The following is a 12,494-nucleotide window of genomic DNA, read 5'->3' on the forward strand; positions in this document are numbered from 1 at the left end:
ACTCCAGCTGAATAAAAGCATCTTCCTAAAGACAGATTTTCTTTCCCAATAAACTCGGTTTGAATGAAGATCCGTTTACGCATACGGACTGCTGCTCCATGAAACGCGATGCGACTGGTAAGTTTGTCAACAATTGGGCTTCAGAGACTAAGCAACGAATTAGCATTTCTCTCACCAGTACAGCGTGGCGATCGCTCGATCAGGCAGCTCACAAGCAAGGAATATCGCGCTCTGAGGTGATTGAGCACTTTGCTCGTAGCCTCCAGGATGAGCATTCTACCGATTTCAGTGAGAGTAGTGCTCAGATCACTTTGCTGCAAAATCAAATCCTGGAGCAGCAGCATGAAATTGCCACCTTGCAGCATCAGAAGCAAGAATTAGAGGCGCTTTTAGAAGATACTCCAAAGGCAGACAAAGCAACAGAGCACAAGGTCGCGATAATTCTGGAAAGCATTACGGATGCCTTTGTTGCCTTTGATCGGGACTGGCGCTACACCTATGTGAATCAGGCAGCAGCTCAACTTCTGCACACAACACTAGAAGAACTGATTGGCAAACACGTTTGGAACGACGTTTTTCCTGAATTGGTAGGTGGAGTCGCCTACCAAGCGATGCATCGGGCAGTCGCAGAACAAGTTCTTGTTACATGGGAAGAATTTGGTGAATCAATTCAACGCTGGATAGAAGCCAGTGCTTATCCTTCGGCAGAGGGAGTAGCTGTTTATTTTCGGGATGTGACGGAACGCAAACAAGCAACGGAAGCACTAGAAAACCAGCAGAAATGGTTGGAAGCGGTGCTGGATTTGATGCCAACGCCAATGGTGTTTATTGAACCGGGAACGGCAAAAGTCACCTTCTCCAACCGGATTGCAAACCAGTTGGCAGGGGGTGATTTACCCAAAAACAAGTCCCTGGATGAGTATGTTGATGCCTATTACTGTACCGATGGGAATGGCGATCGCATTCCCACAGAACGAATGCCTGCAGTGTTGCTCGCCCAGGGAGAACGGCTAGAGAACTACGAGATGAACTGGTATACCCCCGGCGGTATTCGCTCAACCCTGTGCTGGGGAGAAACGCTGCCCGCCATGCATGGACATCCTGCGGTCGGCATTGGCATGTTTCAGGATGTGACTCGCCTCAAGCAAATCGAGGAAGACCTACGGCAGACCGAAGAACGGTTACAGCTTGCTCTTACGTCAGCTCAAATGGTTGCCTGGGATAGGGATTTAACAACGAACCAGGTTGTATGTTCTCCTAATGGGGCAGAGGTTTGGGGCGTTCACATTGGAACAGCAGAAGATTTCATAGCGGTGATTCATCCAGAAGATCAGCAACAGATTGTGCAGGCGGCTGAACGGGCACTCGCGGGTGACCAGTCCTATGTTCAGGAGTATCGGGTAATTGGCCCAGATGGAGTGCATCACTGGATCAAGAGCCAGGGACGTGTTTATCTGGATGAGGCTGGGCGCGGCATTCGCATGAGTGGTGTTTCACTCAACATTACTGAGCGCAAGCAGATTGAAGCCGAGCGCGATCGCCTGCTAAAGCAAGAACAGGCTGCCCGACGGTTGGCTGAAAATGAACGCCAACGGTTAAGGGACATTCTCATGCAAGTCCCCGCCATGTTTGCAGTGTTGTCAGGGCCTGAGCACGTCTTTGAGCTAGCTAACTCCACCTTTCTTACCGTTTCTGGACGTAGTGAAGACATTATTGGCAAAACGGCACGAGAAGCCTTTCCCGAAATGGAAGGTCAGGGCTATTTTGAGATTCATGATCGTGTCTATCAAACAGGGGAGATTGTTCAAGGAGATGAGTACCTGTCTTGTTGGGATGCAGATGGTAGCGGCAATTTAGTTGAAGGAGTTTTCAATTTTGTTTTTCTGCCGCTGAGAAATATCGACGGTCACATCGACAGTATTTTGATTCATGGAATCGAAGTCACGGCCCAGGTACAAGCCCGTCAGCAGGCAAAAGCCTTACTCGAAGAGCTTCAGCGAAAGGAACGTCAGCAGCAATTTTTGATTGAACTGAATGATGCCATTCGCACTATTCAGGACTCGAAGGATATTATGTGGCGGGTTGTGAGCGCTACAGGACAACACTTTAATATCACTCGTTCTACTTACGGTGAAATTGATCCCACTCAGGAATACGTGATTGTCGATCGCGATTACTGCAATGGGGTAAACAGCATTGTTGGCAGACACCACATGAATTCGTTTGGTTCTGAAATTGTGGTCGAGCTGAAGCAAGGTAAAACCATTGTGGTCGAGGATGTCGATCGCGATCCTCGCACGGCCGGAGTTGGAGCGGCGGCTTTTGATGCAATTCAAACCAAGTCTGTTCTGTGTGTTCCCCTGGTTAAATCAGGGCAATTTGTGGCGCTGCTGGCGTTGCATCATGCAGTTCCTCGCCATTGGACCGAAGAAGAGGTGGCAATGCTGGAGCGAACCGCTGAAAAAACCTGGTTAGCCGTGGAGCGATCGCGAGCAGAAGCAGAATTGCGGGAAAGTGAAGCTCGTCTGCAACTCTCACTCAAACTTGGACGGATGGGCACCTGGGACTGGGATATACAGCCAGGTACAATTGCTTGGTCAGCAGGGCATTTCACCATACTAGGTCTACAGCCTTGTGAGTGTGAACCGAGCTACGAGATTTGGGCAAGTCGAGTTCATCCTGACGACCTGGCAGAAACGGAAGCAAAGCTTCAGCAGGCGATGCAGGAGCAAAGCGAGTACCATCACGAATATCGCCTACGCTGGTCAGATGGCTCGATTCACTGGGTCGAAGCAAGAGGGTTGTTTTCCTACGACACGCAAGGACATCCTAAGCACTCAATTGGTGTTGTGATTGACATAACGGAGCGCAAGCAAGTTGAACAGGAACGAGAACAATTGCTTGAGCGTGAACGCATTGCCCGATCGCAGGCAGAAGAGGCTCAACATCAACTGGCAACCATCTTTGAAACATCTCCAATTGGACTCGCATGGTTAGACGGTGAGCAGCGATATGTTGCCATTAATGAAGCGTTAGCTGAAATCAATGGATTAACCCGCGAACAACACTTGGGTTGTTCAATTGCAGATATTTTTGGTGAGTTCGAGCCTACATTAGTTGAGGTCTTCCATCGGATCTACACGACGGGAGAGCCTTTTATCTCGCCAAATCTCGCACTCAATGTACCCGCACGAGGCGATCGCCGTCCTGGTTATTACAACGTTCACTATTTACCAACGGTCAACTCAAACAATCAGGTCGAAGGGGTCCTCGTCTATGTTGTTGATGTGACAGAGCGCGTCAGGTTAGAGCTTGCCCAACAGTTTCTCTCTGAGGCAAGTGCGGTCCTGGCGTCTTCCCTGGATTATCAGACCACGTTGGAGCAAGTTGCACAGCTTACCGTACCGAAATTAGCAGATTGGTGTACCGTTCACACGGTTGAAGAAGATGGCTCGATTGACCAGATTGCGGTTGCTCACATCGACCCCGCTAAGCTGGAATGGGCTTATCAGATTCGGGACAAATATCCGTTAGACCCCAATTCTCCTCGTGGGGCTGCTTTCACTCTGCGAACTGGACAGCCCGATTTTGTGCCGGAGATCCCCGATGAGCTGCTAGTGCAGGCGGCTCATGACCCAGAGCATTTAGAAATTCTGCGACAGGTTGGCTTTAGTTCTGTGATGACGGTGCCTCTACGAACTCAGTCCCGGACGATAGGAGTAATTTCCTTCATTGCTGCTGAGTCTGGACGGCAGTACACCTCAGTCGATTTGCAGTTGGCAGAGGAATTAGCTCGTCGCGCTTCTTTGGCAATCGAGAATGCTCAGCTCTATCAGGTAGCCCAACAGGATCGGGCCAAAGCAGAAGCCGCTAACCGCGTCAAAGATGAGTTTTTGGCGGTGCTATCCCATGAATTGCGATCGCCACTCAATCCCATTCTGGGCTGGACGAAAATCCTACGCAATAGACAATTAGACGCAACCAAAACCGAACAGGCTCTAGAAACAATTGAACGCAACGCCAAGCTACAGGCGCAACTCGTTGAAGACTTGTTGGATATCTCCCGTATCCTACAAGGAAAGATGGTCTTAAACACGGCATCTGTGAATCTGGCTACCATCATTCAATCTGCTTTGGAAACGGTCCGTTTAGCAGCCGAAGCCAAACAGATACAAATTCAAACCATATTGAATCCCGTTTCAGGCACCGTTTCGGGTGATGCAAATCGGCTTCAGCAAATAGTTTGGAACCTTCTCTCTAACGCGGTGAAATTCACGGCACCGGGAGGGCGCGTGGAGGTCAAGTTAGAGCAAGTTGGTGCATCTGCTCAGATTCAAGTTAAAGACACTGGAAAAGGGATCAAGCCGGAGTTTCTTCCTCACGTGTTTGACTACTTCCGCCAAGAGGACGGCACCACAACCCGACAATTTGGTGGACTCGGATTGGGATTGGCGATCGTGCGTCAACTCACCGAACTGCACGGCGGAACGGTTTGGGCAGAGAGTCCAGGACAAGATTTGGGAGCAACCTTTACCGTCCAACTGCCACTCAATATCGTCAGTCAGGTGCGATCCACTCAGGATGAGCCTTTAGCAGCACCAACAGACTTGTCCCATATTCAAATATTGGTGGTAGATGATGATGCCGACATGCGAGAGTTGGTGTCCTTTGTTCTCAGCCAGTCTGGGGCACAAGTGACCACTGCCGCTTCCGCTATCCAGGCGTTGACCCTCCTCAACCAGTCTGTGCCTGACCTGCTGCTCTGTGATGTTGGGATGCCAGAGATGGATGGTTATGCCCTGATTCGACAAATTAGGAAATGGGCACCTGAGCAAGGCGGCACCCTTCCCGCGATCGCCCTGACTGCCTACGCTGGAGAACTGGATCGGCAACAGGCAATCGCCGCAGGATTCCAACTTCACCTTTCAAAACCTGTAGAGCCAAAAGAATTAATCCGGGCAATCAGGTCATTAAGCGTGATTTGAGATGCAGAGGTAAGGTTTGAGAACTCTATGGCTCGCCTGTTTCCTCTGCTGGTTCATTTTGATTCCCCAAAAGTTAATCCGTCCCTGTAGGCTAGAAAAGCTGCTTTTTTGTTTAACGGTGTTTGATTCATGCAAAAGACTAATGCCTTCGCCATTCTTGCCCCCGTTCCAGAAAGGCACTTGATTTCAGGGTTAGAGGCGATCGCCACGCAACTTGATTCTGACGACTTGCCGCCTGACCATTCGCCCAAAGTTGCCTTTGGCAGCATGGACTTCGAGGTGTTGGGCGAAGTCGAAAAGCTGCGGAATGGAAAGGCGATCGAAGTCTTCATCTATGCCTCCGATGCCCAAGGCGATCAACCCCTAAACCCAGAAGTGACTTGGCGGGGACTGTATGTGGGCTATGTCGGCTCTCGTCGCGGTCGCTATCCGGGTAAATCGATTTATCGTCCCCCGTCCACTGCAACTGACGCTCCAACCTGGGCAGTGTTTTGGGAGGTGCAAGAGTTAGAGCAGCTTAAGCAGGCAGTTCCTATCGGCAACTTGCGAGGAAAAAACAAGAAAACCAACTATCAGGCTCGGTTTATCCCAGAAGGCCCTGTCCTGATTGAATATCCTGCAATTCGTCAGCGTTAACTCACAAGGCGATCGCAATTCTGAAACCGCTGAAATTTGTTATTACGAAGAAAGATCATGCACCAGAGTGTGTTCACGATGTTTCGTTGTAATAGGAACCTTCTGCGATGAGTCCCTTACGTTTTTTGATGGTGGCGATCGCGCTGGCGATCGCTGCTTGCACTCAAACTCAAGCAACCCTGGAGCAAGAAACAACCTCCGCTCAATCTACATCTCAACCTGCCGAAATGGAATCTGCTGAAACTGAGGTCCCTCAAGCACCTCAACCGCAAAACCTGATTCCGACTGAACCCTTAACGCCCACGCCCATTCGCATTACTCCGGCTGACCTGCCCGAACCCTACGCCAGTCAAAGCGCTTCTCAGCGGCCCAACGTCGTACCCATTCCTGAGAATCCGTCCTTGCAGGTCCCCGAAGGGTTTACGGTCAACGTTTTTGCTGAAGGGCTAAATGAACCGCGCTGGCTAGCTTTAACGCCTTCCGGTGACGTGTTGGTGACAGAAACCCCAGACAACCGCATTCGCCTGTTGCGAGACACCAACGACGATGGCGCAGCCGATGTCAACCAAACCTTTGCTGAAGCCGCAAACGGGTTAAACATTCCCTTTGGTATGGCGTTTGCCGATGGCTTTTTCTTTTTAGGCAACTCTGCCGAAGTCCGCCGCTATTCCTATACTGAAGGGCAGCAGCAGCTTACTGGTTCCGGCGAAAAAATTGCCGACCTCCCCGGTGGTGGCTATAACCAGCACTGGACGCGTAATGTAGTCACATCTCCTGATGGTCAGCAGCTTTATGTGTCCGTCGGTTCCCGTTCTAACGCCGATCGCGAACCGCTGCCCCGTGCCTCTGTGCAAGTGATGAATCTGGACGGCTCAAACCCACAGACCTTTGCCTACGGACTACGGAACCCCGTTGGTTTAGACTTTCATCCCGAAACTGGCGAACTTTACACCACGGTGAATGAGCGGGACGGTTTGGGGGACGACCTGGTGCCAGACTACTTCACCCGAATTCAGCAAGGGGATTTTTATGGCTGGCCCTATGCTTACTTCAGCCCTGACCGACTTGATCCTCGTCAAACTTCCGGTGGACAAAGCATCAACCCAGAACTAGCAGCCCAAACCAAAGCCCCTGATGTCCTTTTTCAGGCGCATTCAGCCGCTCTGGGGGTACAGTTTTACGACGGTGAGACCTTCCCCGAACGCTATCGCAATGGCGCGTTTGTTGCCTTCCGTGGCTCTTGGAATCGCAGCGCTGGCACAGGCTACAAAATCGTGTTTGTGCCGTTTGAGAATGGTCGCCCAACCGGAGAATACGAAGATTTTGTCACCGGGTTTCTGACCGATCCATCTGGCCCAACCACTTGGGGGCGTCCAGTCGGGGTACTCGTACTGCCCGATGGTAGTCTCCTATTCACAGAAGAACCGAATGGACGGATATATCGGGTTCAGTATCAGGGATAGGGCGGAATGGATAGGGAGAAGTAATTCATGACTCCTTCTCCCTATCCACTGCCCAACCCTTAAGATCAAGCTGTCCCTAACCTAAATTGCTGTGTTCGGTTTTTTAATTGTTTTACTCGCTTCCTTCTTTTTCTGTTTTCAGAACGTCATCGTCAGGGTTCTCTTCAACCAACACGCTGTTTTAGGGGTGTTTCAAACGGGTGGATTTGTTACGCCAAATCTGCAAAATTCGTTTTTGCTGATGTTTATGCGAATGGTATTGGTGGTGCCATTAATGGCATTTCTAGTGCCCAAGCTGCATCCGCCAGCCTGGAGAGAACTCCGTCAGTTGTGGCAGGTAGAACAGCGATCGCTCCTGGGGCGATCGCTCCTCGCAGGATTTCTCATGTTTCTCTATCTGGCGTTGCTTTACGTCTCGATTGGGGTAATTCCAGCCGGGATCGCACTAACGCTGTTTTTTACCTATCCCGTGTTTACGGCGCTGTTTTCCTGGCGCTGGTTTGGCGATCGCCCGTCCCTTTTGCGTTGGGGCATTATGGGATTTGTCCTGTTGGGCAGCTTTTTGACCCTTCCCCATGTCAGCCCCAGCAGCACCAGTGGCAGTTGGCTGGGCATCATCACGGGCATCGCCTCTGGAATCGCTTACGCTCTTTATACCGTCGTTGCCCAAAAGAGTTTTGAAAAACTGCATCCCTTTCCTTTCACTTGGATTAGCTTTGCCACCACATTAGTTTTGTCGGCAGCCTGTTTGCTGGTTTGGCAGATCCATGAGGCTCAGCTTCCGTGGCTGGCTTTATGGATTGGGGGATTGCTCTCCGCCATTTTTACCTTTGCTGGACATTTGCTCAACAATCTCGGAATTCGTTTGATTGGAGCAACTACAGCCTCCATGATTGGCGCCAGCAACCCAGCGCTAACGGTCGCCCTGGCATGGCTGACGATTCAGGAAACGTTGAATGTTGTGCAGATTTTGGGAGTGGCGATCGTCACCCTCAGTGTTGCTCTGCTCAGCCAGGAACGTCGATTTGTTAAAGGATAACCTGATTCACGAACCAAACCCGATTGTATTTTTTGGGTGAAGTTAGGGCAGTTCAGTTGCGATTTGTGTAAAAGTCGTGCCAGCATTTCTACGTATCTGTCGGCTATGAAAAACTTATGCTTTCAGTTAAATTTATCCAGTCATGGGGCGAAGCAGCACGGATAATTCGTTTTGCTGTTCGTTTCAACCCAAACCGTAAAATTTATATGAATCAAGTTCTAAACAATACAATTGGTTTAGGGTTTTTACTTAGACTAAAAACTTCAAGCTTTCGATCAACTTTTACTAAGGTGTAGCTTTTGAGTCGTTTCGTAAAGGGCAAGGCGGGCAATGGTGAGTACTGAGCAGGCTAAGGCTGATGAGTTAGCGACTGATTCTCAAAATCAGCAGAACCCTGGCGCGCTTCGATTAGTTGACCAGATTAGCAAGGTTCTGATTATTGCCTACCGCGAATCGACTCAGGTGCTTGAAGCAGCCCTTGTCAAAGAGGGGTTTGAATGTGAAGTGGTGAGGCAGATTGACCGGGAAGAGCTACGCGGCTCATCGCCCAGCTATCTCTGTATGCTTAACCATCAGCGGGCTTGGCAACAGGCATCCGAGGCAGAGCAACCCACTCTGATTGTGGAAGCAGATTTTGTGCCAGTTGAAGGTATGGGCAAGCTGCCAGTGCCCTACGAGCCAGATGACCAGAATATGGGAATCACCTGGTTGTACACTTGTGCTCCGCAGATCTATAGCGTTTCTGAGCGGGGCTATGCACGCGGCTTTTCGACTGCGATGGTGGCTTACATTCTCACGCCTCGAAGTGCGGGCGCGTTAGTCGAGATGGTCGAGGAAATTCGCGCAACTAGTGGGGCAAACGCTTACACGACTTGGGATTCACAGGTTGAAGGGTTTTTGCGGGCAAGGCGGTTTAGAAACTATATTCCTTTCCGCAATTACGGTGAACATGGCGGACGACCCAATCCAGAACATCGGCAGAATGGACTGAGTGCTGTACATCGAGCGGATGTACTGTATGGCAAGCTGGCGTTTTTGCCGCCCTACGCAGTTCAGGAAGATGGGAAGGGCAACCAGCTTCAGCTTTTGACCGCGAGACTGCAAGCCCGCCTTAAGGGAATTGCGCGATTGGCGCGGGGGCGTTTCCTGCGGTTTAAGATCGTTCGCACGTCAAGCGTCCCAAGTCGGCTAATTGGGTTTGCGCTACGCAGACAGCTTTCACCTTGGCTCTAACAATTCTTCGAGGGAAAGCCTTAGAGGGAAGGCACCCCGCGAAGCGGGGTGCCTTCCCTCTAAGAATTAGTACTCAGTTTTACGGTGAAGGCGGTTGAGGGGTTGGTTGCATGTCATCCCAGTTGATCAGTTGGCGATCGCTCCCCATTCTCACCTGACGCTGACGCAATCGCGGATAGTCGCATACGTCAAAACTCCGTCGCTCTCCACCCATTAGATAAACCAAATCTTCCTCAAACGGATTGCTCAAACTGTGGGGCAGTGAGGGAGCCGTAAAGCCTATGAAATCTCCAGCAGCGACCTCTACAGAGCGATCGCCAATTTCGGCAATGCCGCGACCTGAAAGGATGTAAATAAATTCTTCCTCCTGGTGGTGAAAGTGAAACTGGGTGGTTTCTTTTCCGGGTTCAACTCTCACCAGATGAATAGCTAAACGAGTCATTCCTACGGTATCGCTAAGGGATTTTGTGTTTCGCACCGCCTTTGAATTAAGTGCATGAGTTTTAACGATTTCAGGCATCGCAGCGATGTAGCTGGCCTTGAGCAGCGGCGCTAAATCCTGATCTTCTTCCATTTTCTCCTCCTACCATCTCACTCCTACAAGTCCATGACTGCACAACTGATCAAACCCATCCTCACCCTGCTTGCCGTGCAATCCGATGATTCCTCCAGCGGAGTAACGCTGTGGAATGCTCCCGTGAAATTGATTAAAGCCATTCTAAGCAAGCAGCCCGAAATTAGTGAAGCGATGAAAGCTAAGGGACAGCCTGTTGATTGGACAGAGACTCCCGCTGTAAGGACAGCAAGTGGGGCGATCGCTTCCACTAAAGATGCAGCAGGCGAACTGTCTCAAAAAGTTGCTCACTGGTTAGCCACCGTCGCCACCTCAGCCCAGGAAAACATCGGGCAACTGACCGCAGGAAGCACCCAACCCCTTCAAAATGCTGCCTCGCAGGTTAAGCAGGCGATCGCCCAAACGACTCATAGCGCGACAGACTTTCTCCAGTCCACTCAGTCATCTGTTCAAGCCACCATTCAAGGCACGATTGACAGCGCCACCACCTCGACTACCAGCTTTTTTCAAACGGCTGCTCATACCCTGCAAGATTCCACGGCTGAGCTCGGTACGGAGGCTGCGACAGGTCTAGGAGACTCCGTTGAAACAGCTACTTCCTTTACCTTAGAAAAGGTGGGGCAGGCACTATCAGGAGCTTCCTGGCTGGTCGTCAAAAGCTATTTATGGGTCAGCAGCAAAGTCTCAACCGGCGCACAGCAAGCAATCTTAGAGACAACAGGCGCTGAAACGATAACTCCTGATCCCACGCCAATTGTGACTGCTGCTCCAGAAGTAGGTAGCTGGGTGATTTTTGCGGAAGTATGCGGAGTGCTGGTGTTTTACGCTGCCCTCGGTTGGTACGCTTTCTGGGTTTGGCAAAACCTACCCTATCGACCCGGTAAACGGCTCGTCGGTAAGCCCGATTTTGACCCTAGCCGCTGGATCTGGTGGAGCCAAGCCAGTCCTGAAGCCGGACTCGATCAGCCCCATCCAGAGCAACCATCCCATCCAGAACAACGGTGGAACTGGCACAATTTACCCTACGCAGAAGTATTGAAAGGGTTAATTAGCAGAACTGGAACTTCCGAACGCTCTAACGACCAGTAATCTTTTAGCCATAAAAGTTATACCGATTTACTCTCCCATTAGAAGATTAGGGAAGCATCCCCACGACGCGGGAGTGCATCCCTAATCTTTTAGGATCGTCCTCCCTGAGCATTGAGCAAGTACACATCCCGTTCTCCGCGAATGACGGCATGGTTAATCACTGTGCTATTACGACCTGCCTCAAACTGGACTTGCTCTGTATGCACAGCAGTAGCCGAATCCAGTAGGTCACTCGCCTCCAGACCAGCCTCATTTGTAAAGCGCGGTCGCACCTCTTCGCAATCGGCACTAGCCAGTTCCATGTCTGGCGTAACGATTTCGCTGGGGGTGATACTCCAGGTTTCTTCAGTATCCTGTACGTCATACTCAATCCAGGTGCGAATTTGGGCAGCTAGTTGATCTCCTTCCACAGAGCCAGAAATCTTTTGAGCAAAGGAGGAATAGTAGTTTTGAGCCTCGTTGCTAATGGTGGCGCGACTGTCTCCGGTGACGGTTTGATCCGCTGCTACGGTTAAGCGCAACACCGTCGATTGCATAGGCTGGTCAGCACTGTAACAATATTGTCCCAATACGATCGCCTCTGTAGAAGTATCTAAGGGCGGTTCTGAGGATGCAGACGAATCGCTTAGATCCGGTGCAGCAGAGCTAGAACTGGACTCTGAAGCAGTAGGTCGTGATTGCTCGGTACAGGCGATCGCGATCGGAATCACCCCTAGAATTGCCAGAGCTAAAAATTTGCGCGTAAGCATAACACTATCTTCTCGACACAGTTGATGGAATTGATACAGTTGGTTTCGTCGTAATCATCCTACTCAATGTGCTGTTAGGGCTATTGGGGTATTGCTGATCTGATGTATGAATTTCGTAGGGGCATTGCCATGATCAGCGCTGACGTGATTGTTGGAGCGATCGCCACAAAAGCCTCCCAACCCTCCAAATCAGAATCACAACTAAACCCAAGTTAAGAACTACCAGCCACAAAAGGTGAATTCCCAGGACATTGCTTATTCTGTCCGCGTTGAAAGCAACATAAAACAGCCCAGATGTCCAAAGCAGAACCAGAACCAAAGCGCCGACCACTCTACCGATTGACTGAGTGAATGACCAGGGACGAAGAATTAAGTAAAGGCAAGTAATTTCAATCAAAGAAGCAAAAACATTGCGTGACAAATCATTTTCAAAGTTTTGGGCAAATGCTGCCCCTTCAGCATCAGTTGGAATAGGAAGATTATTAACAGTCTCCAGGTACATCAATCCTAAAAGCATGACCCAATAGACGACAAGACCATAGGGCCTTAACCAACGAAAAAAAGATCGCATATTCCTCAACCCAAGAAAGATTATGAGGTAAAAAGTGTGATTCAAACAATTTGTAGGAGGGGTTAGCGCAGCGTAACCCATACCGCTCTAGTGAATAAACGCATTACGTTATGGCTAGTTCACTCTAGTTTCATTTGAACTATAAAAGCAATTTA

The 12,494-nt window shown here is 50.2% G+C and carries 9 protein-coding genes; 6 read left to right on the forward strand and 3 right to left on the reverse strand.

Going from position 1 to position 12,494, the window contains the following annotated elements; translation table 11 throughout:
• Positions 1-98: 98 nt before the first annotated feature.
• The 5 genes from H6F88_RS19645 to H6F88_RS19665 all read left to right on the forward strand — a co-directional run bounded on the left by H6F88_RS19645 (position 99) and on the right by H6F88_RS19665 (position 9,356).
• On the forward strand, positions 99-4,985 hold the full coding sequence (locus H6F88_RS19645; protein WP_190644428.1) for a PAS domain-containing protein: 4,887 nt from the start codon (positions 99-101) through the stop codon (positions 4,983-4,985).
• A 129-nt stretch (positions 4,986-5,114) separates the two neighbouring features.
• Entirely contained in the window at positions 5,115-5,621 is a 507-nt protein-coding gene (locus H6F88_RS19650) for a hypothetical protein (RefSeq protein WP_190644429.1), read from the forward strand.
• Positions 5,622-5,728: 107 nt separating this feature from the next.
• Positions 5,729-7,084 (forward strand): sorbosone dehydrogenase family protein, encoded by a 1,356-nt coding sequence (locus H6F88_RS19655; RefSeq protein ID WP_190644430.1) that lies wholly within the window; start codon positions 5,729-5,731, stop codon positions 7,082-7,084.
• An 85-nt stretch (positions 7,085-7,169) separates the two neighbouring features.
• Positions 7,170-8,123: a DMT family transporter gene (locus H6F88_RS34570; RefSeq protein ID WP_347277716.1), complete on the forward strand. Its 954-nt coding sequence runs from the start codon at positions 7,170-7,172 to the stop codon at positions 8,121-8,123.
• Positions 8,124-8,453: 330 nt separating this feature from the next.
• Entirely contained in the window at positions 8,454-9,356 is a 903-nt protein-coding gene (locus H6F88_RS19665; RefSeq protein ID WP_199333704.1) for an LPS biosynthesis glycosyltransferase, read from the forward strand.
• 79 nt (positions 9,357-9,435) lie between these two features.
• On the opposite strand, the gene H6F88_RS19670 is transcribed toward H6F88_RS19665, so the two are convergent.
• On the reverse strand, positions 9,436-9,930 hold the full coding sequence (locus H6F88_RS19670; RefSeq protein ID WP_190644432.1) for a cupin domain-containing protein: 495 nt from the start codon (positions 9,928-9,930) through the stop codon (positions 9,436-9,438).
• A 33-nt stretch (positions 9,931-9,963) separates the two neighbouring features.
• Between H6F88_RS19670 and H6F88_RS19675 the strand changes: the two genes are divergently transcribed.
• Positions 9,964-11,019, forward strand: a complete 1,056-nt coding sequence (locus H6F88_RS19675) for a hypothetical protein (protein WP_190644433.1) — start codon at positions 9,964-9,966, stop codon at positions 11,017-11,019.
• A gap of 89 nt (positions 11,020-11,108) precedes the next feature.
• Here the strand turns inward: H6F88_RS19675 and H6F88_RS19680 are convergent, their stop codons facing one another.
• Complete coding sequence (locus H6F88_RS19680; protein WP_190644434.1) at positions 11,109-11,768, reverse strand: hypothetical protein; 660 nt, start codon at positions 11,766-11,768, stop codon at positions 11,109-11,111.
• Between the two features lie 133 nt (positions 11,769-11,901).
• The gene (locus tag H6F88_RS19685) at positions 11,902-12,339 is read right to left on the reverse strand and encodes a hypothetical protein (protein WP_190644435.1); all 438 of its coding nucleotides are present in this window, start codon (positions 12,337-12,339) and stop codon (positions 11,902-11,904) included.
• Between the last annotated feature and the right edge of the window lie 155 nt (positions 12,340-12,494).

Origin of the sequence: Oculatella sp. FACHB-28, from assembly GCF_014696015.1 — a bacterium.
GTDB lineage: Bacteria > Cyanobacteriota > Cyanobacteriia > Elainellales > Elainellaceae > JAAUTN01.

Excerpts from the sequence above, each read along its gene's own strand:
- H6F88_RS19650 (WP_190644429.1), top strand. The coding sequence starts at position 5,115 with ATGCAAAAGACTAATGCCTTCGCCATTCTTGCCCCCGTTCCAGAAAGG.
- H6F88_RS19655 (WP_190644430.1), top strand. The coding sequence starts at position 5,729 with ATGAGTCCCTTACGTTTTTTGATGGTGGCGATCGCGCTGGCGATCGCT.
- H6F88_RS19645 (WP_190644428.1), top strand. The coding sequence starts at position 99 with ATGAAACGCGATGCGACTGGTAAGTTTGTCAACAATTGGGCTTCAGAG.
- H6F88_RS19665 (WP_199333704.1), top strand. The coding sequence starts at position 8,454 with ATGGTGAGTACTGAGCAGGCTAAGGCTGATGAGTTAGCGACTGATTCT.
- H6F88_RS19670 (WP_190644432.1), bottom strand. The coding sequence starts at position 9,930 with ATGGAAGAAGATCAGGATTTAGCGCCGCTGCTCAAGGCCAGCTACATC.
- H6F88_RS19675 (WP_190644433.1), top strand. The coding sequence starts at position 9,964 with ATGACTGCACAACTGATCAAACCCATCCTCACCCTGCTTGCCGTGCAA.
- H6F88_RS19680 (WP_190644434.1), bottom strand. The coding sequence starts at position 11,768 with ATGCTTACGCGCAAATTTTTAGCTCTGGCAATTCTAGGGGTGATTCCG.
- H6F88_RS19685 (WP_190644435.1), bottom strand. The coding sequence starts at position 12,339 with ATGCGATCTTTTTTTCGTTGGTTAAGGCCCTATGGTCTTGTCGTCTAT.